The sequence below is a fragment of the Methanosarcina sp. 2.H.T.1A.6 genome (genome assembly GCF_000979455.1).
GTDB lineage: Archaea > Halobacteriota > Methanosarcinia > Methanosarcinales > Methanosarcinaceae > Methanosarcina.
The window spans coordinates 1-23,981 of the sequence record NZ_JJOY01000052.1 but is presented as its reverse complement, the minus strand read 5'-3'; the positions used below and the strand labels follow the sequence as shown (position 1 = coordinate 23,981).

The 23,981-nt window shown below is 34.1% G+C and carries 24 protein-coding genes and 1 tRNA gene; 19 read left to right on the top strand and 6 right to left on the bottom strand.

The annotated features are described in order from the left end of the window. Window positions 1-126: 126 nt before the first annotated feature. The 3 genes from EO98_RS16670 (at window position 127) to EO98_RS17585 (ending at window position 3,105) form a co-directional block, all read left to right on the top strand. Window positions 127-211, top strand: a tRNA-Leu gene (locus EO98_RS16670). A 306-nt stretch (window positions 212-517) separates the two neighbouring features. Further along, the gene (locus EO98_RS16665; protein ID WP_048139602.1) at window positions 518-715 is read left to right on the top strand and encodes a 4Fe-4S binding protein; all 198 of its coding nucleotides are present in this window, start codon (window positions 518-520) and stop codon (window positions 713-715) included. 674 nt (window positions 716-1,389) lie between these two features. Then, the gene (locus EO98_RS17585) at window positions 1,390-3,105 is read left to right on the top strand and encodes a retron St85 family RNA-directed DNA polymerase (RefSeq protein ID WP_082098658.1); all 1,716 of its coding nucleotides are present in this window, start codon (window positions 1,390-1,392) and stop codon (window positions 3,103-3,105) included. Between the two features lie 177 nt (window positions 3,106-3,282). On the opposite strand, the gene cas1 (EO98_RS16650) is transcribed toward EO98_RS17585, so the two are convergent. Both cas1 (EO98_RS16650) and EO98_RS16645 read right to left on the bottom strand, forming a co-directional pair. Continuing rightward, window positions 3,283-4,500 (bottom strand): CRISPR-associated endonuclease Cas1, encoded by a 1,218-nt coding sequence (gene cas1 / locus EO98_RS16650; RefSeq protein WP_048139632.1) that lies wholly within the window; start codon window positions 4,498-4,500, stop codon window positions 3,283-3,285. Continuing rightward, the gene (locus tag EO98_RS16645) at window positions 4,497-5,381 is read right to left on the bottom strand and encodes a hypothetical protein (RefSeq protein ID WP_048139605.1); all 885 of its coding nucleotides are present in this window, start codon (window positions 5,379-5,381) and stop codon (window positions 4,497-4,499) included. Before EO98_RS16645 ends, cas1 (EO98_RS16650) begins: the two co-directional genes overlap by 4 nt. A 103-nt stretch (window positions 5,382-5,484) precedes the next feature. Here EO98_RS16645 and EO98_RS18940 point away from each other — a divergent pair, with 103 nt between their 5' ends. The 5 genes from EO98_RS18940 (at window position 5,485) to EO98_RS16625 (ending at window position 10,359) form a co-directional block, all read left to right on the top strand. Further along, window positions 5,485-5,625, top strand: coding sequence for a hypothetical protein (locus EO98_RS18940; protein ID WP_200895228.1), 141 nt, complete (start codon window positions 5,485-5,487; stop codon window positions 5,623-5,625). A gap of 236 nt (window positions 5,626-5,861) precedes the next feature. Then, complete coding sequence (locus EO98_RS19310) at window positions 5,862-6,260, top strand: hypothetical protein (RefSeq protein WP_235283960.1); 399 nt, start codon at window positions 5,862-5,864, stop codon at window positions 6,258-6,260. A 12-nt stretch (window positions 6,261-6,272) separates the two neighbouring features. Continuing rightward, window positions 6,273-6,605, top strand: a complete 333-nt coding sequence (locus tag EO98_RS16635; RefSeq protein WP_048139608.1) for an HNH endonuclease — start codon at window positions 6,273-6,275, stop codon at window positions 6,603-6,605. Continuing rightward, on the top strand, window positions 6,598-9,270 hold the full coding sequence (locus EO98_RS16630) for a DNA polymerase (RefSeq protein WP_048139610.1): 2,673 nt from the start codon (window positions 6,598-6,600) through the stop codon (window positions 9,268-9,270). Before EO98_RS16635 ends, EO98_RS16630 begins: the two co-directional genes overlap by 8 nt. A gap of 105 nt (window positions 9,271-9,375) precedes the next feature. Then, on the top strand, window positions 9,376-10,359 hold the full coding sequence (locus EO98_RS16625) for an RES family NAD+ phosphorylase (protein ID WP_156164108.1): 984 nt from the start codon (window positions 9,376-9,378) through the stop codon (window positions 10,357-10,359). Between the two features lie 733 nt (window positions 10,360-11,092). Here EO98_RS16625 and EO98_RS16620 read toward each other — a convergent pair. Next, window positions 11,093-12,478 carry a transglutaminase-like domain-containing protein gene (locus EO98_RS16620; RefSeq protein ID WP_048139614.1) on the bottom strand — a complete coding sequence of 462 codons (1,386 nt, stop codon included), beginning with the start codon at window positions 12,476-12,478 and terminating at the stop codon, window positions 11,093-11,095. A 661-nt stretch (window positions 12,479-13,139) separates the two neighbouring features. Between EO98_RS16620 and EO98_RS18630 the strand changes: the two genes are divergently transcribed. Continuing rightward, complete coding sequence (locus tag EO98_RS18630) at window positions 13,140-13,295, top strand: hypothetical protein (protein ID WP_156161165.1); 156 nt, start codon at window positions 13,140-13,142, stop codon at window positions 13,293-13,295. Between the two features lie 269 nt (window positions 13,296-13,564). Here EO98_RS18630 and cas1 (EO98_RS16610) read toward each other — a convergent pair whose 3' ends face one another. Beyond that, entirely contained in the window at window positions 13,565-14,782 is a 1,218-nt protein-coding gene (gene cas1, locus EO98_RS16610) for a CRISPR-associated endonuclease Cas1 (protein ID WP_048139634.1), read from the bottom strand. Next, window positions 14,779-15,669 (bottom strand): hypothetical protein, encoded by an 891-nt coding sequence (locus EO98_RS16605; RefSeq protein WP_048139618.1) that lies wholly within the window; start codon window positions 15,667-15,669, stop codon window positions 14,779-14,781. The genes cas1 (EO98_RS16610) and EO98_RS16605 overlap by 4 nt, the downstream gene beginning before the upstream one ends. Window positions 15,670-15,770: 101 nt before the next feature. On the opposite strand from EO98_RS16605, the gene EO98_RS18935 reads away from it, so the two are divergent. The 8 genes from EO98_RS18935 to EO98_RS16580 all read left to right on the top strand — a co-directional run bounded on the left by EO98_RS18935 (window position 15,771) and on the right by EO98_RS16580 (window position 22,396). Beyond that, a complete protein-coding gene (locus EO98_RS18935; protein WP_200895229.1) occupies window positions 15,771-15,920 on the top strand; it encodes a hypothetical protein in 150 nt (49 codons plus the stop codon). Beyond that, window positions 15,917-16,162, top strand: a complete 246-nt coding sequence (locus tag EO98_RS19305; protein WP_235283551.1) for a hypothetical protein — start codon at window positions 15,917-15,919, stop codon at window positions 16,160-16,162. Before EO98_RS18935 ends, EO98_RS19305 begins: the two co-directional genes overlap by 4 nt. A gap of 135 nt (window positions 16,163-16,297) precedes the next feature. Beyond that, window positions 16,298-16,555 carry a hypothetical protein gene (locus tag EO98_RS19300; RefSeq protein WP_235283552.1) on the top strand — a complete coding sequence of 86 codons (258 nt, stop codon included), beginning with the start codon at window positions 16,298-16,300 and terminating at the stop codon, window positions 16,553-16,555. A gap of 12 nt (window positions 16,556-16,567) precedes the next feature. Continuing rightward, complete coding sequence (locus EO98_RS16595) at window positions 16,568-16,900, top strand: HNH endonuclease signature motif containing protein (RefSeq protein ID WP_048139620.1); 333 nt, start codon at window positions 16,568-16,570, stop codon at window positions 16,898-16,900. After that, entirely contained in the window at window positions 16,893-18,704 is a 1,812-nt protein-coding gene (locus EO98_RS16590) for a DNA polymerase (protein WP_235283553.1), read from the top strand. Before EO98_RS16595 ends, EO98_RS16590 begins: the two co-directional genes overlap by 8 nt. Beyond that, window positions 18,670-19,560: a hypothetical protein gene (locus EO98_RS19295; RefSeq protein WP_235283554.1), complete on the top strand. Its 891-nt coding sequence runs from the start codon at window positions 18,670-18,672 to the stop codon at window positions 19,558-19,560. Before EO98_RS16590 ends, EO98_RS19295 begins: the two co-directional genes overlap by 35 nt. Window positions 19,561-19,636: 76 nt before the next feature. Next, the gene (locus EO98_RS16585) at window positions 19,637-20,809 is read left to right on the top strand and encodes a hypothetical protein (RefSeq protein WP_048160077.1); all 1,173 of its coding nucleotides are present in this window, start codon (window positions 19,637-19,639) and stop codon (window positions 20,807-20,809) included. A gap of 423 nt (window positions 20,810-21,232) precedes the next feature. Continuing rightward, window positions 21,233-22,396, top strand: coding sequence for a hypothetical protein (locus EO98_RS16580; RefSeq protein ID WP_048139624.1), 1,164 nt, complete (start codon window positions 21,233-21,235; stop codon window positions 22,394-22,396). Between the two features lie 153 nt (window positions 22,397-22,549). On the opposite strand, the gene EO98_RS16575 is transcribed toward EO98_RS16580, so the two are convergent. Beyond that, on the bottom strand, window positions 22,550-23,458 hold the full coding sequence (locus EO98_RS16575) for a hypothetical protein (protein ID WP_048139625.1): 909 nt from the start codon (window positions 23,456-23,458) through the stop codon (window positions 22,550-22,552). 57 nt (window positions 23,459-23,515) lie between these two features. Between EO98_RS16575 and EO98_RS16570 the strand changes: the two genes are divergently transcribed. Both EO98_RS16570 and EO98_RS19650 read left to right on the top strand, forming a co-directional pair. Continuing rightward, window positions 23,516-23,875, top strand: a complete 360-nt coding sequence (locus EO98_RS16570; RefSeq protein WP_048142471.1) for a transposase — start codon at window positions 23,516-23,518, stop codon at window positions 23,873-23,875. Then, a partial coding sequence (locus tag EO98_RS19650; RefSeq protein WP_156161176.1) for a transposase occupies window positions 23,848-23,981 on the top strand: 134 nt, incomplete at its 3' end. The genes EO98_RS16570 and EO98_RS19650, both read left to right, overlap by 28 nt.

Below are 23,981 nucleotides of genomic sequence, written 5' to 3'. Positions count from 1 at the left end.
CCAGTCCAAAGGCATCAAACTTAATAAACTATTTACAGGACTGAACAAAATCCGAGGAAAAGAGCTAAAAGCAAAAAGGCTATTTAAAGGTAGGACAGGCAAAAATAAAAAGTTACTCTTCAATTTGCGAGGGTTGCCCAGCTAGGTCAAAGGCGCCGGACTTAAGATCCGGTATCGAAGGATTTCGTGGGTTCGAATCCCACCCCTCGCACTGAGTTTGTTATAATTTCTTATTTTAGTTCAGATTTTCCTGACATTAACTGTTTTTACTTTATTGTGGCAATTTTAAGTCTTGCAACCAGATTAAAAGAGAAAAATATTTATAAATATGGCATAGATTTTTATATATCAAATCAGAAAAAGGAAGTGGGCTTCCTAGCAAGTAAATACTTGATGCCCCCTGGCTGTATTTGTCGAAGACTTAACTTAACGTTAGACTACCAGAACCATCAACCATATTCATATATAAAATTCGGTGAGTGAAATCAACTTCTTGATGAAATGAGGAGTGAAAACCATGGTAGCAAAAATCAATGCCAACTCCTGCGCTGGTTGCGGAAGCTGCATAGGCGAATGCCCTGCAAACGCAGTTTCCTTCAATGACGATGATATTTCATTTGTGATTGAAGATAAATGCAATGACTGCGGCTCATGTTTAGATATATGCGCACACGGGGCAATTACCATAGTACAGAGCACTAAAAAACTTATGTAAATGTATGTGCTACTCTAGAAACAGAATAAGATCAAGTTCTTGCAAAGATTAAAAATCAAACTTATTATATTTATTTATAAGTCGGTAGACAAAGATGCAAAGGGTGCCCTGCCCGGTCAAAGGCGACAGACTTAAAATCGATCTCGAAGGATTTTGTGGGTTCGAATCCCATCCCTCGCACTAAAGTTATGGGATATAGGTATCTTCAAAAAAGTGTACGCTACAGGAAAATTCTAACAGCACTGTTTTTCTTAAAGTTGCCCTAGTCTAAAATCACATTTTATAATGCTAACTATATAAAAGGTTAAAAAAGTGTACACTGTTTTGTAGCGATTATGCACAACCGTTAATTTTGAAAATTTGCCCTAACCAAAATTAATTTCTATTTTTATAATGGTCATTTGAAAAAATGAAATTCTTTAAGATCAATTTAGTACAATATTTATAATAAGTTGTCTTACTACAATTAGTTGCTCTCAGATCTGAATTATCTCTCGTCAGGGAGATATGTGTGGTGTTACGCCATGCAAATGTCATACTAAGGCAAAGGTAAACTTGACCGAAAAGTGCATGAACTTCACGAACTTCATGCACCATAAAATCGCAAGCGATTTTGTGAGGGCAACTATCCATACTATTAACTGAATTTTAAGTCATATTCGGTGGGATAAGTAATAAACAAATTAACAAAAAATGAAAAGTTAAAAATTTTATTTGATAATTATTTTGAAGAAGGTATTATTCCAGAACTAAGCAAAGAAGAATATGACGAAAATTTTAAATCTTTCAAAAATTTAAAGTCCAAAAAATTACCTTATATATATGATATTGATCATTTTTGTAACTTATCAAATTCCTCATCAAAACAAATTAGACTTTTTTTGTCAAATAAAGAGAAGGCTTATTCTACATTTAAAATACCTAAAAAAAATGGTGGTTTAAGAGAAATCAACGCTCCATCAAAAAAAATGAAGAATATTCAAAGATGGATTCTAAATAATATTTTGTATAAATTGAATGCTGGAAATTTAGCTCATGGTTTTATTCCAGACAGATCAATTTTGACAAATGCTTCGATTCACGTTGGTCAAGATCTAGTTTTAGGGATTGATATAAAGGATTATTTCCCAAGTATAAGTTTTAGATCTGTCTACTATATCTTTAAGTCCGCTGGATATACCAAAAAAATTGCGTGGTCGCTTTCTGATTTATGCACATATCATTGGAAATTACCTCAAGGGGCACCAACTAGTCCAATGCTCGCTAACCTATCTACTGTAGACCTTGACTATGAAATCGACAATTATTGTACAAGAAGAAATTTTCGATATTCAAGATATGCGGACGACATCACGATTTCAGGTTCCTATAAACTTCCAATGCACAAGCAAAAAATAATAGAAATTATTGAAAGAAATGGCTTTGTTATCAATGAAGAAAAAACTAGGGTACTTTCAAGAGGTTCACAGCAAAAAGTAACCGGCTTGGTTGTTAATGACAAGGTAAGTATTGGTAGGCGCAAGAAGAAAATTCTAAGAGCAATAGTGCATAATATTCAGAAAAATGGAGCTGAAACAGAGAATAGAGAGAAGGATCCATTTTTCAAAGAAAAGATTTGTGGTGAACTGGCATTTGCTAAAATGGTAGACCCTGACTTTGCAAATCCGTTAATAGAGAAACTTAAAGGTTTTAATTGGCTAAGTTATGATGAAAATCTAAAAAATTCAAGAGACAGCGAACTTATTGTAAGATCTCTTGAGAAAAAACATTATTTCCATCCAGTTGATGCGAATAATATTATTGAGTCAGAAAGTGATTTTTTAAAAGCCATAGCTACTACCATTACAGAATTGAAACACTATATAGAGGATCGAAGATGGACTGAACCATTTTGGGATGAGGCTCGTGAGGTAGAGATGGATGGAAAAAAGTATAAGATACCAGCTGTTCCCAAAAAAGAATCAAAAATTCAACCTACAATTCATATTTTCTTTTGTCGAAATTTACTACCTTTTGGGATACATGTTTTAAGAGAAACAGATGAAGGAATCGGAAAACTTGACTTCAAATTCCTGGTTACAATAAAAGGTAACATTCCTGTAAATGTTTGTGCAGAGTTTAAATTGGCACATAATGAAGAGTTGGAACATGGTCTAACTAAACAATTACCATTATATTTGAAAGCAAGTCCTTCCAAATCAGGTTTATTTTTGGTCATGTGGTTTAAAGATGAAAAAGAAGAGTACTTTAAAAGACCAACAAATCAAAACAAGACCCAGATGCTTAAATATTTAGAAGAAACAATTAAAAAAATAAATGAATGTGGGAAATTTAAAATTGAATCAGTTTTAATTGATGCATCTAAAAGACCTTCTGCTTCACATAGTTAATCGTTACTTTTTTACAATTGCTCTTTTTATCGTTTTACAATTTTACTGTAAATTTTACACTTTCTCTTGATACTGTTTTACTATTTTACTGTAAATTTTACAACTTCTCTTGATGCATTTTTACTATTTTACTGTAAATTTTACATTTTTACATTTTACAGTAAAAACATACACATTTTACCTTTGACTTGAAACCAATGCTTCCCACTTATTTACCCTTTCCAGAACGTGAGCATTAAGAGTAAATGGCTTATCGCTCTTGGCGTTCTGTTTCATATAATGCAATGTACCTTTAGAAAACCCTAATTTCTTCCAATCAACATAAGAAATATTGAGAATCTTTTGCCTTATATCATAAGAATCAATTCTCTCAATTTCATATTCAGGCTTAACAAAATCCAGTTTTTCTTTTTTGCTAGTAAGATAATGGGCTAATTCTCTAACCTTCAGAAAGATAACATAACTCCATGTGCTTTCTTTTCCCTGGTAGCTTACCTTTTTATTCAGCATATTGGTAAACTCATTAACAACCTTTTTGGCTCCACTAGGCTTTAACCTGAGATTGTAATTTTCTGTCCTTATGAAATCCTTACTTTCCATAGCCCCACTTTCAACCAGGCTGATTACTGCCAGATCTACAAGAAATCTGAAAGGCTCCTGAAGATCATAGGCTAAACTGTTCTTGCTTGGTGTCATTTCATGTAAAAACCCTACATGAGGATCTAACCCTACAGTATTTATGGCTCTCAAACATTCAGCCTCAAGCAAAGAATAACCATAATTGAGCATGGTGTTTACCATATCTCCAGAATTCATAGATCGGCTGTACTGGTCTATTCTGTTACAGAAATCGTATTCCTTTGGAACAGCCTTTGAAAACTCAGTCCAGTATTTACCGGCTAAGGTTCCCTCTACTCCCAAAATTTCCCTAGTGCTTTTTACATCTTTTAGTTTTGTGAGTCCATCCGAAATATCAAACTTAATTTCAGGATACCTTTGGCTCAGGAAATCAAGAACAGCCTTAGATTTGTAAAATTTGGCTTCAATGAACTTCTTTGCTATCTCAAGCCTTACTTCCTTATCCTCAAAAGCATGATACTGAGAAAACTTTGTTTTTACATTGGTACTTTCAGGAGGAAGCATTGTGGTTAAGAGCTTGCCATTCCAATCTAAAATAGAAACCTGAACATTATGTTTAATAAGCCATCTAACAGCCTCTAAGGTAAGGTTCCCACTCTTTCCATATATGATAATGCCGTCAATATCAATCCTTTTCGGAGAAAATATGTATTCTTGAGGCTCTTCAGTAGTTGAAAATCTTCCATCTTTAATATGGAGCCTGGCTCCATCAACATGCATATTTATGCCGTGACCATTCAGAAGAAGAAGTTTCACCAAGAATCATCCTCCTTTTTAGCAAAAGGGTTTTTACGCAAGCCCAAAGAAATTAGAACATCACTTCTGATATTGGAAACAAACTGAGAAGCATTCTCTTTTCCTTCTATTGCTAAATCTTCTTGCAGTTTGTAAAGTTCTTCTCTATGTTCTTCAATAAGATTAGCTGTGTATTCGGTACTGTAAACGTTTTCTATGGGTGAAAAATCTTGTAAGGTTCTTGCATCTTTTATAAACCTTTCAATTACAGCTTTATGCCCATAATGCCCAAGAAGATAAATGATGTGCGTTCTTAGATTTACTTGCCTTGGAACAGGAGCAGGATACTTATCTAGCAGTTTTACTAACAGGTCGATTGTTTTTATTTTATTAGCTGGTTCGATACCTTTTTTCAAAATATATGTGTATAATAAAAGTAATAGCGTATTAGCAAGGTCATCATCTATAGTTTCCTTATCAATACCCTTATCAAATTGCTTTACCACTAAATCCAACTGTTCAGGAGTTAAAACATATACTTGCTCATAAAGGGCAATCTCTTTTAAAGCCATTTTTTGCTTCGTGGGTTCTTTTGAAGCGAGCCTTTCTAAAATCTTATCCATATGCTCCTTTATTTTGGATATATTTTTTAAGGTTAGGTAACTGGCTCTTTTATCAGCATCTTCTATTCCTAATTTTTCAAAATCGGAGTATTTGAGACTTATAATTATTCCTTGATTAATCAAATTGTCCAGTTTGCGGTTTATACTCTTGAGGCTATATCCTCTTTCATTTTTGTGTGCTTTCATTAGGTCTTCTATGAGTTGCCGCCTTCTTGCATACCCTTTTTGGACAAGATAATTCTTTATTTCTGTGTCAAAGTCATACTCTTTCTTCTTCATATTAATCCCAAGTATATATAAAATATACATCAAACTTATACTTAAAGTTATACTCAATTCTGTACATAAGTAAGATCTGAGCATACTGTTCTTTGTGAGCTACATGACCACAAAAGACAGAGTTTTGATAACATTATCTCCTTACCTTAAGGAGAAACTGGAACAGAAAGCAGAAGAATACGGATGCTCTCAGGCTGAAGTTATGAGAACAGCTTTTATCAGAATAATGGAGGCTGACAGATGAGCCGCCCAAGATTTTCCAAAGACTACAGAACTTATGGAGAATGGCTCAAGGCTCAGCCTAGGAATACAAAATATGCAAAAGAAATCATCAGGAAACACAAATTTTTCCCTGATAAAAGCCTCAGCCAGCTTAGAAATCCGAAGATAGGCGATTTTGATCTAAGCCAGACAGCCTGGAAAACTCTTTCAGCCCAGGATAAGAGAGATAGAAATCTATCTTTCCAAATTTTAAGAGAAATGAGAAAAGGTGAAAATCTTTCTTCTGTGCTTGAAAAAATAGGCAAAAGGACAGAATTTGCAGTTAAACACCTTGGGAAGAACCTGTACAAGTCAGGAGGGAACTGGAGGGTTACAAAAGCCGATTCTATCCAGGTTAATATGCTGATCTATTCCACAGAAGGACAAAAAACGATTGTTACAGCCAGTTCTAAGGATAGGTCTTTAATTGGAGAATATTTTGCCAGCGTTCAGAAGGCAATAAAAAACAATGATCCCTCAGTTCTTGCCAAGTTCAAAGATGTTCAACTAGTGGATGCTGAAGGCAAAGTCCACCACTTTGAAACCGACCTTGATAAGCTCTATGAGATCCTGGAAGCCCAGGAAGAGCCAGAGTTTTTGGAAATTTATCAGCACTAAGGGGGTGAAACTATGGACAAGGAAACTTATCAAAAAAGTTTGAACAAACAGAAGAGAAATGGGAGCCCTTCTCTTTGCTGTGTTGTCTGTGGGGAAGATGATCCAGAAGTTATTGAAATGCATCATGTCTATGGAAGGAGCAATTCAGACAAGGTTCAGTCTCTCTGCAAAAACTGCCATTCCAAGATAACAAAGGAACAGAATAAGTTCAGCCCAAAAGTTAGGTCTAAAAACGCTTCTCCTGAACAAAAGAGAGCCTTTCAGTTAGTTTCTATTGGTGCTTTACTGAAAGAATTAGGAACTCAGCTAATTGATCTTGGAAATGAGATGGTGCAAAATGTCTAAAGTTGCAGTCAGGGGATATACTCAAAGACTTGAGAAAAAAGGAGAGTATAGGAGCTTTAGGCTTTATGATACTCCTCTGAGGCATTCAAGAGTACTGGTTTTTGATACTGAAACCACTATAGACCAGTATCAGAATTTTAAGATAGGATACTTCCAGATCTACCAAGATGGAGTTATTCAGCATGATGGTTTATTCTATGATCCAACTATCCTGAATGAAAGAGAAATAAAGATACTGGAAGCCTATTCCAAAAAGCATAACATAAGCCTGTATTCCCTGAATGAGTTCATAGACAATGTGTTTTATCCTGAAGTCTTTGAACTTAAGACCCTCTGCAATGGGTATAACCTGGCTTTTGACCTTAGCAGAATAGCCAAAAAATCAGGAGATTCAAGGGGAAGGAATAGAGGAGGCTTTACTCTTACTCTTTCAGATGATCCTTTCAACCCTCCTATAATTATCCGAAAACTTGGATACTCTAACAACTTTAAGTTTACCACAACCAAGCAGAACAAGGGAGAGAGTCATTTCTCAGGCTATTTCCTAGATACTCAAAGGTTGGCTGAAGTTCTCCTTCAGGAAAGGCGTATTTCCCTTGAAAAAGCCGCAGAAAGGCTCAATACTCCTGTTAAGAAAATGAAAGGAATTGAACATGGAAAAGTTACTGAAAAGTATATTGATTATCTGATAAAAGATGTTGAAACTACTCAGGCTGTGTATGAAAAGCTTGTTAAGGAGCTTGACGTTTACCAGATCCATATACCCATAACAAAAATCTTTAGTGAGGCTTCCATTGGGAAATATGCTCTTGAGCAGTTAGGGGTTAAACCTTTCCTAGAACTGAATCCAGATTTTCCAGATTCAGTTATCGGGAACATGATGACTTCTTATTATGGGGGAAGAACAGAATGTAAAATCAGGAAAGAGCCAACAAAGGTTACAGTTCTTGATTTTACAAGCATGTACCCTACAGTTACAATGTTAATGAACCTCTGGAAATACATCATAGCTGAAAGCCTGGAAATTCAGGACATTACAGAAGAAACAAAGATATTTATTTCAAAACTGAAGCTTTCAGACCTTCAGAAACAGGATACATGGAAAAAGCTTGTTGTTATGGTCAAGATTCAGCCTGATAATGATATTTTGCCTGTAAGAATGGATTATAAAGGGAATAATACAGGGTTTAACGTAGGAATCAATTATCTGAGTTCTGCCTCTGAGATGTGGTATTCTTTACCGGATGTTATAGGCTCATACCTTCTTACTGGTAAGGTTCCAAAGATCATAGAGGCTATAAAATTTGTTCCTGAAGGCGTACAGAAGGGGTTAAGGAAAAACAGGGTTCTTGGAATTGATATTGACCCATCAAAGGATAATATTGTTCAGGTTCTTGTAGAAGAGAGGCAGAGGATTAAGCAGGAATTGAAAAAGATCGATAAAAATGATCCTGAATATCAGCATCTATCAAGCAGAGCCCAGGCTATCAAAATTCTTGTAAATGCCCTCAGTTATGGAATCTTTATTGAGCTTAACCCAGAAGATAAGAAAAGTGATTTTCAGGTTTATGGGCTTGAGAATTTTGTTACAAAGGAAAACAGGTTTGAGAAGTCAGGCAAGTATTTTCATCCTCTCCTGGCTGTTATGATTACTTCAGGAGCCAGGCTTTTCTTAACAATGGCTGAAGCCAGGTTAAAAGAACTTGGAGCTATTCACGCTTACATGGATACTGATTCTGTGTTTGTGCCTCCTGAAAAGGCTCAGAAGCTTGTAGAGTTCTTTCAGCCTCTTAACCCCTATAAAATTGATATTCCATTGCTTAAGCCTGAGAAAAAGGATCTATGGTTTTATGGAATTGCTTCTAAAAGGTATGCTCTGTACTACTATGAGAATGAAAAAATCAGATTCATGGAAGATGAAAGGTCTTACAAGCTTCATGGGCTTGGGCATTTAACAAACCCATTTCCTAATTCAGTTGAGGATTGGCAGGCTGAAATCTGGCAGGATATTCTGAAACTTCATTATGGGCTGATTACTGAAAGGGATATTGAAGAAAAATATTCTAACCTTTATGCAATTTCTAGGCTTACTGTTAGTACTTCCAATGTATTGAACAGGTTTAAGAAACTGAATGAGGGGAAAAACTGGAAAGACCAGATTAAGCCTTTTAACTTCTTCCTTGTAGGATTCCAGGCAGTTGAAGAAGATTATAAGGCTGTCAAGCCTCTGGCTCCATTTACTAAAGACTATCAGAAGATAGTTTATGAGCCATTCATTGATTATGAAAAAGGAGAAGTTAAGGAAGGATCTCAATATTTCAAATCATTGAGCAGGACGATTTTACAATATGTTGAACATCTTGAAAATAAGTTTGATGGGAATATTGGGGTTTTAGAGAGAAGACATATTCAAGCTGATGGGTTAGTTTACATTGGGAAAGAAGCCAATAATATTGAGGATCAGCCTTTGGATGTTACCAAATCTCAAGTTTTCATTAATGAGGAAGAGATTAAACAAAAAATTTTAAACATAAGCCCAAAAGAAGCTAGGGAATTTGGAATAAAATACCGGAGCACTTTAAAAAAGATAAAGGATAAGATAATAAAAGATGGGAAAATCAATATGAAAACTAAAGAAGTAAAGAAATTAATTTCTCTCTTTTGAAGGATAATGAACTATTCCGAACTTTGAAACAATTAGGGTTTTTATTCATCAAGAGATTGAGAACAAATTTTAAAATATTAGTAAGATGGATATATCTTTCAATTGGTGCAAGAAATGGTTGATCTAATCAGATTGGATTGTTTTATAGAGTTATTCTGGCATTATTTTGAAAAGTGGTTCGATACAGACTTCTTTTTATGTGAATCTTGTGTCGATGATTTTCAGATTAAATGGGCCGGAATTAACTTATTGGACGAGCAGTTTTTAAGTACTAGTTTAGATTCTTTTTATTCAGGATCACATTTAGTAGATGTCTATTCTTTTTCAGAATTCAAGGGGTTTGTAGAAGAAATAACCTGCCCATATTGTGGAAGTAGCTTAAAATCTAATTCTTATATTTGGCCTTATATTTTAACAATAGATCTTGGTGAATTTTCAGAGGAGATTAATGATATTGCTGAAATAGCTAAAAAAACTCCTTTTATGCTTTTATCACATCCATTTGCTGAAAAGATATATGAATTAATCAAAGAAATATCAAAAGAAACCTCTGAATTAATCTTCGACTTTAATTTATATAGATGTAGAAAATTAGCTGAAACTGGCAGTCTTTATTCTTGTGATGAATTAGGGGCTGTTCCAGATAATAAAGCGACAGAAGGTAGATTCAATCATACAGGGTATGGATTCTTATATGTGGCTACAACAGAAGATGTCAGTTGTAGTGAAGTGAGATCAAATGAAAAATACCCAGTTTGTATGGCAGAAATCAATTTCTTGAAGCCTTTAAAAATATTAGATTTAACAGACCTAGAGGGTTGCAAACTTGACAACGAATTATATAAAACCCTTATTTGTTCGTCATTAATATATAATACTCCAAAAAGTAGAGAATGGGATAGACCTGAATATGTTTTTACTCGTTTCCTCGCAGATTGTGCTCTTTGTGCTGGTTTTCAAGGCATTAAATATAGAAGTAGATATGGTCGTAAAGGCGGAGATAATTTTGTAATATTTAAAGACAAAACAGATATAAATTTCCAATGGAAATCGATATATGAAATAGAAAGAATATATTTAAAAGAATAACGAGATTTGTTAAAGAGCTTTCCATAAAACTATTTTTTATTTTTAAATCATTAAGGTTTTATAACAATATATCTCACACTTAAGTATAAAACTGGTCTTATTTTTAGACACAATTATAAAAATATGAATTAATTTTGGTTAGGGCAACTTTCAAAGATTAGTGTTTGCTCATTATCTCAAAAAAACGTACTCTTTTTATTAAACTTGATTTATAAAAACTATTTATGTTTAAGCGTGTCAACTTTTGAAAAATGGGTACTGTAGAAATTTTTCAGTAGCGTACACTTTTTTTGAGATACCTATATCCCCGCACTAAAGTTATGGGATATAGGTAACTCAAAAAAACGCAACGCTGTTTTGTAAGGAATTTGCACAACCGTTTTATTTTCAAAAGTTGCCTCAACTAAAAAACTCTTTTTCTACAATTTTTGATTTAATAAGTTAATATAAATAAATAGTTAGTTGGGTGAGAGTAATAATAATGCATCAAAAATAGGACCAAGTTCGAGGAAGGACGAAGCTTGAGAATTCAGATGGATTTTTAGAACGTTGAACTTTGAACGTAGCAGTAAATTAATAGGCACAACTCATTAAATGTTTTTAGTTAATTGTTAAAAAATAAGAGAAGTTAAAAAATAAACGTGACATATATTATAAGTATATGTGAACTGTCCCTAAGCTAAAGACCTGGACGTTCATGCTTCTTTATATAAAAAAAGGAGTATTGCACCCCTCAATTGTAAATTAACTCTAATTCAGGGGTATAGGTGAAGATAGAATCAAATACACCATGCAAAATACCATCTCCATCTGGACCGTCAACACTACTCCTGCTGTCATCTGAATCATAAGCCAGGTGCGTATAATCAACAGCCTTATTATCATTGTTATAAACATGAGGATTATCATATGCTCCTGTTGCATCTGAGTGAACCCAACGGCTTCCATCCCATATCTCATTAAATTGATGAGATATAGTAGGTTCTCCGGGTTCCACTAAATTACATGCAATAGTCCTTGCTGGTACACCTAAAGCTCTTGCAAAATCACTATTTAATACAGAAAATTCATCGCATATTCCTTCATAACCATTCTCAATTATCCAATCATCTGATCCAGTTAATGTTGGGTCTAATGCAGATATATTGTATTCCATTACACCATCAACATATAGAACAATTTTACGTCCTGTAGTATAAGGAGTAGATGTATTATCTCCAGCTTGAGCTGCTAATACAGATATTTCATATTCGTTATGATGATGGAGGTCAGTCAGTTGCAAATTTCTGCCATTATCAGGGTCTTCAAGATACCCTACATTATTATTGTAGACTTCAACAAAGGGTGCACTGACGGTTGGAGCACTTGTTAAATAAACGCTTGAATTGACCACAACGTAATTTCTTATAGTTATTGACTTGCTACCCACAGTTGTGAATAAATCAGGATCTACATAAAATGGAAGGGAAATTGTAACTTCTTCACCTGGTAAAAGGTTTACGTAATTTCTTGCCCAGCCATTCGAATCTTCATAAGAATAAAGCATAACAAATCCATTAGCAGCAACTGTGCCATAATTTTTTATTGTAATTTGATTGGCTGCAGATTCATTCTGAATCCATCTCCAGTCACAAGTAGCACCCGTAACAACAACATTTGGTACCACTGTCTTTATAGAGTATTCGGAAGAGTCAGATATTGCCTTATTTTTTGAAGTTGACCAAACCATAACTATTTTATCATCCTTGATTGTGACATTTTCAGGCGAATTACTTTTTACCGAAACATCTTCGATCCCACTTATTAAGAACATTCCTTCTGGAGCATTAGCATTTATTTGAGCTATTTTTTCAGGTGTAAGTGGTTTTTTAATTAAATTTTCTTTTTCATCTTTTTCAATTTCTATTCTGAGTTTTTCCCGTTCTTCTTCGCATTTTTCAAACCAGTCGTCAGGTAATATTGGAGTACTATTTCCAAAAATTGCAATTAGTTCTTCTGGCGTTGAAACTTTTCCGGAATATAGGTCAATATTGTAATTTTGATCTTCATCTTCCTCTACTGCTGCTCCTAATCCTATCATATTGATTAGTAGGAGTACTAGAAGTATCTTTAATTTCATATTTTTACCTCTATTATTTTCTGTAATTCTGAATCATATTCACAAAATAATGGAGTTATTTGAGATCGATGCGCGAGTTATTTATCAAGAAGCAGAATCATTAAAGCTAAGTCTTAAACGCAAAGCTAACATAATTGTGCTTCTTGATATACATCTTAGAGATATTTTGTGGAGTTCAGATAATCTGAAAAGTAGATTTGAACTTCATATGATCATCTTTGGCAATGTATTTATAAATTTTACGGCAAATGTCTTAAATTAATCTTTTTTTGGAATCATTTTAATGTCTATAATTATTTTCTAATTTTGATTGTTTGATGTTCTGGCCATAAAATATATAAGATCATAGATGCCGCAAGAAGTTCCAATGTAAAACTATAAGAAAAGATATGAGTAAATATTGTATCCTCTTCAAATTGTATGGGGAAAAATAAGTTTCACAGATTTGCTGGAAAATTAAAAATTTAGCCAGGTATAAAAAACATACTTGGGAGACACAATCAACTTCATAAATGTATGACAAAATTATTGTATATTTTTCGGGGTAGAAAATTCCCCCTTGAATTTGAAGAGGATACTAAATATTATCTTATATCCTGCCTTCGGCAGGTAAACCTATAGCTTAATATTATTAATTTTATATCTCTTTCCTGGTTTTCCCATGGCAGATAAAAAAGCTCAGGATAGATTCAATAATTATCTTGTTACAAATGAAGAGAAGGAAACGAATATTTACTCACAGGGTATATATCAGATTCCAGATAGCGCTAAGGAATATAGCAGAGTAACATTAACCAGAAGGTGGTATGATAAATGATACTTTTAAGCTCCAAATTCTAATATAGACATATCAAAAATTACTTGATTTTGAACTATATCACAGAATTTTACAAAGAGATACAAAATCTAATTTACTTGTTACAATCCTTATTGATACCGTTTTACAATTTTACAGGTGAAATTTACAATTTCCCTTGATATCGTTTTACAATTTTACTGTAAAATTTACAATTTCTCTTGATACCGTTTTACTATTTTACTGTAAAATTTACAATTTTACACTTTTCAGTAAAAACATACATATTTTTACTTTTGACCTGAAACAAGAGCTTCCCATTTATTCACCCTGTCCAGAACATGGCTGTTAAGAGTAAACGGTTTATCTGACTTTGCATTCTGCTTCATATAATGCAATGTGCCTTTAGAAAACCCTAATTTCTTCCAATCAACATAAGAAATGTTAAGAATCTTTTGCCTTATAACATAAGAATCAATCCTCTCTATTTCATATTCAGGCTTAACGAAATCCAGTTTTTCCTTTTTGCTAGTAAGATAATGGGCTAATTCCCTTACTTTCAGAAAGATAACATAACTCCAGGTGCTTTCCTTTCCCTGGTAACTTACCTTTTTATTCAGCATATTGGAAAACTCATTAACAATCTTCCTGGCTCCACTAGGCTTTAGCCTCAGATTGTAATTCTCTGTCCTTATGAAATCTTTAGTTTCCATAGCTCCACTTTCAACAAGGCTGATAACTGCCAGATCCACAAGGAACCTGAAAGGTTCCTGAAGGTCATAGGCTAAACTGTTTTTACTTGGGGCCATTTCATGCAAAAAGCCTACATGAACATCCAGACCCACAGAATTAATGGCTCTCAGGCATTCAGATTCAAGAAGAGAATAGCCATAATTCAGCATAGTGTTTACCATATCCCCAGACCCTACAGGTCTTCTGTACTGGTCTATCCTGGAACAAAAATCATATTCCTTTGGAACCGCCTTTGAAAACTCATTCCAGTATTTCCAGGCTAACCCTCCCTCTATACCCATAAGCTCCCTGATGCTCTTTATATCTCTCAACTTTGTAAGTTCATCCGAAATATCATATTTAATTTCAGGGTATCTTTGGCTCAGGAAATCAAGAACAGTCTTGGACTTGTCAAATTTAGCCTCAATAATTTTCTTTGCTATCTCAAGCCTTGCGTCCTGATTCTCAAAAGCGTGATACTGAGCAAACTTTGTTTTTACATTGGTACTTTCAGGAGGAAGCATTGTAGTAAGGAGCTTTCCATTCCAGTTGAGAATAGTGACCTGGACATTGTGCTTAATTAGCCATCTAACAGCCTCTAAGGTCAGGTTTCCACTTTTCCCATAAATGATAATGCTGTAAATGTCGATCCTTTTTGGAGCAAATATGTATTCTTGAGGCTCTTCAGTAGTTGAAAACCTTCCATCCTTAATATGAAGCTTGGCTCCATCAACGTGCATATTTATGCCGTGACCATTCAAAAGAAGAAGCTTCACCAAGAATCATCCTCCTTCTTTCCTGTAGTATAAGGGTTTTTATATAAACCCAAATTAATTAGAGCATCAGTTCTTATATTGGAAACAAACTGTGAAGCATACTCTTTTCCTTCTATTGCTAGCTCTTCTTCTAGCTTGTAAAGTTCTTCTCTGTGTTCCTCAATAAGATTGGCTGTGTATTCTGTATTGTAAACATTTTCTACAGAAAAAGGATCCTGTAGGGTTCTTGCATCTTCCATAAACCTTTCAATTACAGCCTTATGCCCATAATGCCCAAGAAGATAGATGATGTGAGTTCTAAGGTTTACATGGGTTGAAACAGGGACAGGATATTTATCTAGCAATTTTACTAACAAGTCAATTGTTTTTGCTTTATTCGTTGGCTCAATATCTTTTTTCAAAATATATCTGTCTAACAAGAGCAATAACTTATCAGCAAGCTCATCATCTATGTTTCCTTTATCAATGTTTTTATCAAACTGAGCTACAACTAGATCCAGTTGTACAGGAGTTAAAACATAAGTTTGTTCATAACGGGCAATCTCTTTTAAAGCCATTTTTTGCTTCATGGGCTCTTCTGAATCAAGCCGTTCTAAGATCTTATCCATATGCTCTGTTATTTTGGATATATCTTTCAAGGTAAGATAACTGGCGTTTTTATCAGTATCCTCTATTCCTAATTTCCCAAAATCGGAATACTCCAGCCGTATAATCATACCTTGATTCTTTAGTTTGTCTAATTTACGGTTTATACTTTTGAGGCTATATCCAAGTTCATTTTTATGTATTTCCATGAGGTCTTTTATGAGTTGCCGCCTTCTTGCATACCCTTTTTGCGTAAGATATCGCTTTACTTCAGTGTCAAAATCATACTCTTTCTTTTTCATATTGATCCCAAGTATATATAAAATATACGTCAAACTTGTACTTAAAGTTATACTCAATTCTGTACAATACCTAGTAATGCATACTGTTTATTGTGAGTTACATGAATACAAAAGATACAAAAGACAGAGTATTGATAACGTTATCTCCTTACCTTAAGGAGAAATTGGTACAGAAGGCAGAAAAATACGGATGTTCTCAGGCTGAAGTTATGAGAACAGCTTTTATCAGAATGATGGAGGCTGAAAGATGAGCAGACCAAGATTTTCCAAAGAATGTAGAACCTATGGAGAATGGCTCAAGGCTCAGTCCAGAGATACAAAATATGCAAAAGAAATCATCAGGAAACACAAGTTTTTCCCTGATCGGAGCCTCAGCCAACTTAGAAAACTCAAGATCGGAGATTTTGATCTAAGCCAGGTAGCCTGGAAAACTCTTTCAGCCCAGGATAAGAGAGATAGAACCCTATCTCTTCAAATTTCAAGGAAAATGTGAAAAGGAGAAAACCTTTCTTCTGTACTTGAAAAAATAGGCAAAAGACCCGAATTTGCAGTCAAGCATCTTGGAAAGAACCTGTACAAGTCAGGAGGAACCTGGAAGGTCACAAAAGCCGATACTATCCAGGTCAATATGCTGATCTACTCCACAGAAGGACAAAAAACGATTGTTACAGCCAGTTCTAAGGATAGGTCTTTGATTGGAGAATATTTTGCCAGTGTTTACAAGGCTACAAAAAACAATGATCCTTCTGTTCTTGCCAAGTTCAAGGATATTCAAATAGTGGATGCTGAAGGCAAAGTCCACCATTTTGAAACTGACCTTGATAAGCTCTATGAGATCCTGGAAGCCCAGGAAGAGCCTGAATTTTTGGAAATCTATCAGCATTGAGGAGGGGAAACTATGGATAAAGAAGCATATAAGAAAACTTTGAACAAACAGAAGAGAAACCGAAAAACTTCTCTTTGCTGTGTTATCTGTGGGGAAGATGACCCAGATGTAATTGAAATGCATCATCCCTATGGGCGGAACAATTCAGACCAGGTTCAGCCTCTCTGTAAAAACTGCCATTCCAAGATAACAAGGGAACAGAATAAGCTAAGCCCAAAAGCCAGATCTGGGAATGCCTCTCCTGAACAAAAGAGAGCTTTTCAGATTGTATCTATCGGTGCTTTACTAACAGAATTAGGAACTCAACTAATTGATGTTGGAAATGAGATGATGCAAAATGTCTAAAGTTGCAGTCAGAGGATATACTCAGAGGCTTGAGAAAAAAGAAGGATACAGGAGCTTTAGGCGTTATGATACTTCTCTCAGGCATAACAGGGTACTGGTTTTTGATACTGAAACCACAACCGACCAGTATCAAAATTTCAAGATCGGATACTTCCAGATTTACCAGGATGGAGTTATTCAGCATGATGGTTTATTCCATGATCCAACTACCCTTAATGAGAGAGAAATAAAGATACTGGAAGCCTATTCAAGAAACCATAACTTAAACCTGTACCGCTTGGATGAGTTTATAGACAATGTATTTTATCCTGAAGTCTTTGAGCTTAAAACCCTCTGCAATGGGTATAACCTGGCTTTTGATATAAGCAGGATAGCTAAAAGATCAGGAGATTCAAGAGAAAGGAACAGAGGAGGCTTTACCCTTACCCTCTCAAAGGATCCCTTTAAGCCTCCTGTAATCATCAGGAAGCTTGGCTATTCTAACAGCTTTAAGTTTACCACTACCAAGCAGAACAAAGGAGAGAGCTATTTTTCAGGATATTTCCTGGATACTCAAAGGCTGGCTGAAGTTCTCCTTCAATCAAACCATATTTCCCTTGAGAGAGCAGGAGAGAAGCTTAACACGCCTGTTCAGAAGATGAAAGAGGTTAAGCATGGAAAGGTTACTGAAAAGTATATTGAATATCTGGTAAAGGATGTTGAAACCACCCAGGCTGTATATAAGGCACTTGTTAAGGAGCTTGACGTTTATCAGATCCATATACCCATAACAAAGATCTTTAGCTCTGCTTCCATTGGAAAACATGCTCTCAGCCAGTTAGGGGTTAAGCCATTCTTGGAAATGAATCCAGAGTTTCCAGATTCAGCTATTGGAAACATGATGACTTCCTATTTTGGGGGAAGAACAGAATGTAAAATAAGGAAGGAGCCAACAAAGGTTAATGTTCTGGATTTTACAAGCATGTATCCCACAGTTACAATGGAAATGAACCTCTGGAAATACATCATAGCTGAGAGCCTGGAAATTCAAGACATCACAGAAGAAACCAGGGAGTTTATCTCAAAACTGAAGCTTTCAGACCTTCAGAAACAGGATACATGGAAAAAGCTTGTTGTTATGGTCAAGATTCAGCCTGATAATGATAATTTACCTGTAAGGATGGATTACAAAGGAAATAATACAGGGTTTAACGTAGGAATCAATTATCTGAGTTCTAACTCTGAGATGTGGTACTCTTTACCGGATGTTATAGGCTCATATCTCCTTGCTGGCAAGGCTCCAAAGATCAAAGAAGCTGTAAAATTTATTCCTAAAGAAGTACAGAAGGGGTTAAGGAAATCCAGGATTCTTGGAGTTGACATTGATCCGTCAAAGGATAACATTGTTCAGGTTCTTGTAGAAGAGAGGCAGAAAATTAAGGAAAGGTCAAAAAAGACAGATAAAAATGATCCTGAATTTCAACATCTATCAAGCAGAGCCCAGGCTATCAAGATCCTTGTAAATGCTCTCAGTTATGGAATCTTTATTGAGCTTAACCCAGAAGATAGGAAAAGTGAGTTTCAGGTTTATGGGCTTGAGAATTTCGTTACAAAAGAAAACAGGTTTGAGAAGTCAGGGAAGTATTTTCATCCTCTTCTGGCTGTTATGATTACATCAGGAGCCAGGCTTTTCTTAACAATGGCTGAAGCCAAGTTGAAAGAGCTTGGAGCAATTCACGCTTACATGGATACTGACTCTGTGTTTGTGCCTCCCGATAAGGCTCAGGAGCTTGCGAAGTTCTTTCAGGCTCTTAACCCTAATTGATATTCCATTACTTAAACCTGAGAAAAAGGATCTCTGGTTTTATGGTATTGCTTCTAAAAGGTATGCTTTATACTACTATGAGAATGGAAAAATCAGGTTCATGGAAGATGAAAGATCTTATAAGCTTCATGGACTTGGGCATTTAACAAACCCTTTCCCTAACTCGGTTGAAGATTGGCAGGCTGAAATCTGGCAGGATATTCTTAAACTGCACTATGGGCAGATTACTGGAAAGGATATTCAAGATAAGTACTCTAACCTTTATGCAATTTCCAGGCTTACTGTTAGTACTTCTAATGTTTTGAACAGGTTTAAAAAGCTAAATGAAGGGAAAAACTGGAAAGAACAGATTAAACCTTTTAACTTCTTTCTTGTAGGATTTCAGGCAATTGAAGAAAATGATAAGGCTGTTAAGCCTCTGGCTCCATTTACAAAAGATTATCAGAAGATAGTTTATGAGCCATTTATTGATTATGAAACAGGAGAAGTTAAGGAAGGATCTCAATATTTCAAACCATTAAGCAGAACAATTTTGCAGTATGTTGAGCATCTTGAAAACAAGTTTGATGGAGAGAGAGGGGTTTTAAAAAGGAGAAATATTCAAGCTGATGGTTTAGTTTACATTGGGAAAGAAGCCAACAGCATTGAAGATCAGCCTTTAGATATTGTTGGGGCTCAAGTTTTCGTGAATGAGGAAGAGATTAAACAGAAGATTTTGGCTTTAACTCCTGAAGAGGCTAGGGAATTCGGAATCAAACATAGAAGTACATTGAAGAGAATGAAAGATAGAGTTAAGAGAGATAGTAAGATGAACTTGGACACGAAAGAAGTAAAGAAACTTGTAAATGAATATTAATGAATTTAATATTAGATATTTATCTTTCTCTAAATAAAGAATAACTTAAATAGATTAAATTCAAACTTTATTAGGTATGTCTGACGACTTAAATGAAGAAACTAATACTTCAGATAATAAAAAAGGGAATATTGATACAAAATCTGAAGAAACTAATACTTTAGATAGTAAAAAAGAGAAAACCAACATTTACTCTCCTGAATATCAGAATGCTCTGGCAACTAAAACAATTAAAGATGCCCATAAGAGGTTTTCAGAAGTCATTTTCCCTTCAACGTTTAAGGTAATTGAAGATGCCCATAAGAGGTTTTCAGAAGTCATTTTCCCTTCAACGTTTAAGGTAATTGAAGATGCACAAAAGAGCCTTTCAGAAGTTTATTCTCCTTCAATGTTCAAGGCAATTGAAGATGCACATATAAAACTATCAAATTTAATTTCGAAAGAACTAGTTTTCGATAATTGGGTAAAAACAAATGTACAGCTTTTTGATTTTGTGAATAAACGTCTTTCTTTTGTTGATAGCGTTGATTCAAAAATTATACCTATATTACAAAAACATAATTGGTTTATAACGGTTTCATTAGAAGATGATTTCATTTTGAACTTTTCACGAACAATCGAAAACCCTTCAGGAAAATTGGGAAAAGAAATACGTCAAGAGTTTATTAACTACTTTTCAAGAAATAATTTTGAGAAATTAGCCTCTATGATTGAATCTTGGGAAGAGAACACTTTATTCAAACCAAGAATGAAGATATTTAGAGATAGTTATAATCTATTGAAACACTCTCACAATAGTTATAATCCTTCAAACTTTTTGATTCCAACATTAATTTCTCAAATAGATGGCATTCTCACAGATTACCTTATTCAAAATGAATTTACCATTATACAAAAAGGAAAGGGTTTAGTTTGGACAGACAAAATGAACAAGAATAATTGGAGAATTAGTAATCGAAACAAAATTTTCAAAGATATATTTGACCCAAATATCATTGAATATTCATTGCCCAATGGTTCGATGTCGTCGGCAGCTTTAGGAATAGGGAATAATTTTATTCTTAATACTCTTTTTCAAACAGCTTACACAAAACAAAAGCTTGAAAACCCCTTTGGACTAAGTAGACATAAGATAATGCATGGCGAATATGTAAAGTATGGAAGAAAAGATCATTTAATTAGGACATACCTTATGTTAGATTTTTTGTTTGGATTAGAAAATGTTGATTACAATGAACTCAGCACATGAATTAATTAGATCTTAAACTGAAAATGTTAAACCCAAAAAAATTTAAACCAATTATTTAATATGAATTATAATAATAAACTAATTTTTAGTGATGTAACTTTTGAAAATATACGGTTGTGCATAATCAGTACACACGCGTTGCGTTTTTTTGAGTTACCTATATCCCCGCACTCTTCTTTTGGGATATAGGTAACTTAAAAAAACGCAACGCTGTTTTGTGAGATTTATGCACAACCGTATATCTAAAAGTTCATTTGACTAAATATCGCTCTGTTTTTTATAAAGAATAAATAATAAAAATTCCGTTTTTGTACGCTGTTTTGCAGTATATAAATTTCCAAAAGGGGATTACTTTCAAATTTTTATTAACAAAGACTAAACAACTTTTTATATTTTAATATGTTAAAAATAAATAGATAATTTATGAAGGATGAAATTTTTTTATTAGATTTGATTAGTCATCGTAGACTTAAGAAAACGTCGGGTACATATAAGAAATTATATAAATATGCAATATGCGGTATCTTTATAAACATTATCTATGGGAAACATTATACAGATATGCAATGTGATAATATACGATTTTTAATATCGTTCTTAAAATCCCCCCCTAAAAAAACAGATGTTGATTTAGTATTCAAAATTATCTCAACAAATGTTAATTCAAGTCTAGAAAACTCCCATTTCAAGAAGCCATACGATAATATATTTTTGGGTAATGTAATCACTTTCTTAAGATGTAGATTAAAAGAAATAGACAACAATGAAATCTCTTTATTTCAAATAAAGGAAATTTCTCAAATTTTTGATGTCAACAAATATTATGGAATATCTTGCTTAACCGATCACCATTGGGTGCAGTTCAGCTTGGATCAACCTATCACTGTAACATTTCCTGAATATATACTTTTTAATGATTTGAAAGTGCAATGGAATTATTATCTGGATGTAAGAACAAATTTGTCAAATTCCCAGACGGATATAAAAGATATGCAAGATAAATATGAGTATCTCAAAGATAACCAAAACAGACATGATTCTTATTCATTAGGAGCTCTTCATAGGACTTTAATCATTTTGTGTGTAAGCTTTGTTGAAGCGTATCTTTATGATCTTTTATTATCAATAACAGAAAATTTGTCTTATAATGAAAATATTAACTTAGATATGAATAAAAGAAAAATTCAAGATAAAGAAATCGTTGACCGAGTTCTTTTTAAGCTTTTTCCTAACATAAAAAATGATGCTAAGATTGGAGAATTGTTTACTAAATATAAAGAAGTTATTAATATCCGCGATAGGTACATACATGCTTCTGCATTTATCGACCCCTCTTCTAAAGAATCAGAATTAAAACCATTGCTCAAGTTAAATGAAAAATCATTAGTAGAATCATTGCAACTTTCAGTTGATTTTGTAAAAAAAATTAATGAATTGTTACCTGAAGAATTAAAAATATTATATTGGATGGATTCTAATAAAACTGATGAAAACTACAATACGGCAATCAATTTCAATAACTTTTCAAAGTTGACATTGATAAATAGTAAATCGCATTTCAATCAAAGAGACTACTATAATCCATAAATCTTAACCAATATTTTTACTTTTATTTGAGAAAATTAGAACTTAATATTTTCTTCATCTCTTTCGTATTTAAAAAAGTCCCCTTCCCTTACTCCACTTTTCATTTTTTTCAGCATACTCCTGTAATAAATCTTAGTTTCTCCAACCTTTCCCTCAAATTAACTTTTGTACCTCTTTAGTTTTTAAACTTATCCCCCCATAATTTATAATCCTATCTTTCATCCTTTTCAAAGTGCTTCTATGCTTAATTCCTAGTTTCCTTGCCTCTTCAGGGGTTAAAGCCAAAATTTTCTGTTTAATCTCTTCCTCATTGATGAAAACCTGAGCCCCTGTTACATCTAAAGGCTGATCTTCAATGCTGTTGGCTTCTTTCCCAATGTAAACTAAAACATCAGCTTGAATATTTCTCCTTTTTAAAACCCCTCTCTCTCCATCAAACTTGTTTTCCATATGCTCAACATATTGCAAGATGGTTCTGCTTAATGGTTTGAAATATTGAGATCCTTCCTTAACTTCCCCAGATTCATAATCAATGAATGGCTCATAAACTATCTTCTGATAATCCTTAGTAAATGGAGCCAGAGGCTTAACAGCCTTACTATTTTCCTCAATTACTTGAAATCCTACAAGGAAGAAGTTAAAAGGTTTAATTTGTTCTTTCCAAGTTTTTCCCACATTCAATTTCTTAAACCGGTTCAAAACATTGGAAGTGCTAACAGTAAGCCTGGAAATTGCATACAGATTAGAATACTTATCCCCAATATCCCTTTCAGTAATCAGCCCATAATGAAGTTTAAGAATATCCTGCCAAATTTCAGCCTGCCAATCTTCAATTGAGTTAGGAAATGGGTTTGTTAAATGCCCAAGCCCATGAAGCTTATAAGACCTTTCATCTTCCATGAACTTGATTTTTTCATTCTCATAGTAGTATAGAGCATACCTTTTAGAAGCAATTCCATAAAACCAGAGATCCTTTTTCTCAGGTTTAAGTAATGGAATATCAATTAGGGTTAAGAGCCTGAAAGAACTCTGTAAGCTCCTGAGCCTTATCAGGTGGCACAAACACTGAATGAGCCTATCCCGAAACTAATATTATGTTGAAATTATATATTTAATATTATGTCCTTTCAGGAAATCGATGATGATCTGTGGAAATCCATAGAACCTTATCTTCCTCCACAGAAACCACATACAGGACGGCCTCATGCAGACTTAAGGAAGTTAATGAATGGAATCTTGTATGTCGTTACAACAGGTTGTACTTGGAAAGATGTTCCTCGTATCTATGGCTCTAAGTCAACAGTTCATAGATTTCATCTCTACCTGTGTGAACATGGTACCTATCAGAAGATTTTCAATGAACTTTTAAACAAAGGTTATGACTTGAAGAAAATAGATCTTTCTCATTGCTTTACTGATACAAAGGATGTTCCTGCTAAAAAAGGGGAAACATCGGTTATGATGGCTACAAGAAAGTAAAAGGAGTAAAAATAAGCGTTTTAGTAGATTTAGAGGGGCTACCCCTCTCTATTATTGTTGTTCCTGCAAATGAGAATGACTCCACGCTTTATGTACCTACACTTAA

Coding starts and splice junctions, on each gene's coding strand:
- EO98_RS19300 (WP_235283552.1), top strand. CDS start 16,298: ATGCTGATCTACTCCACAGAAGGACAAAAAACGATTGTTACAGCCAGT.
- EO98_RS16590 (WP_235283553.1), top strand. CDS start 16,893: ATGTCTAAAGTTGCAGTCAGAGGATATACTCAGAGGCTTGAGAAAAAA.
- EO98_RS16645 (WP_048139605.1), bottom strand. CDS start 5,381: ATGAAGAAGAAAGAGTATGACTTTGACACAGAAATAAAGAATTATCTT.
- EO98_RS16585 (WP_048160077.1), top strand. CDS start 19,637: ATGTCTGACGACTTAAATGAAGAAACTAATACTTCAGATAATAAAAAA.
- EO98_RS19305 (WP_235283551.1), top strand. CDS start 15,917: ATGAGCAGACCAAGATTTTCCAAAGAATGTAGAACCTATGGAGAATGG.
- EO98_RS16665 (WP_048139602.1), top strand. CDS start 518: ATGGTAGCAAAAATCAATGCCAACTCCTGCGCTGGTTGCGGAAGCTGC.
- EO98_RS16570 (WP_048142471.1), top strand. CDS start 23,516: ATGTCCTTTCAGGAAATCGATGATGATCTGTGGAAATCCATAGAACCT.
- EO98_RS16580 (WP_048139624.1), top strand. CDS start 21,233: ATGAAGGATGAAATTTTTTTATTAGATTTGATTAGTCATCGTAGACTT.
- EO98_RS16630 (WP_048139610.1), top strand. CDS start 6,598: ATGTCTAAAGTTGCAGTCAGGGGATATACTCAAAGACTTGAGAAAAAA.
- EO98_RS16595 (WP_048139620.1), top strand. CDS start 16,568: ATGGATAAAGAAGCATATAAGAAAACTTTGAACAAACAGAAGAGAAAC.
- EO98_RS19310 (WP_235283960.1), top strand. CDS start 5,862: ATGAGAAAAGGTGAAAATCTTTCTTCTGTGCTTGAAAAAATAGGCAAA.
- EO98_RS16620 (WP_048139614.1), bottom strand. CDS start 12,478: ATGAAATTAAAGATACTTCTAGTACTCCTACTAATCAATATGATAGGA.
- EO98_RS16635 (WP_048139608.1), top strand. CDS start 6,273: ATGGACAAGGAAACTTATCAAAAAAGTTTGAACAAACAGAAGAGAAAT.
- EO98_RS18935 (WP_200895229.1), top strand. CDS start 15,771: ATGAATACAAAAGATACAAAAGACAGAGTATTGATAACGTTATCTCCT.
- EO98_RS18630 (WP_156161165.1), top strand. CDS start 13,140: ATGGCAGATAAAAAAGCTCAGGATAGATTCAATAATTATCTTGTTACA.
- EO98_RS18940 (WP_200895228.1), top strand. CDS start 5,485: ATGACCACAAAAGACAGAGTTTTGATAACATTATCTCCTTACCTTAAG.
- EO98_RS16605 (WP_048139618.1), bottom strand. CDS start 15,669: ATGAAAAAGAAAGAGTATGATTTTGACACTGAAGTAAAGCGATATCTT.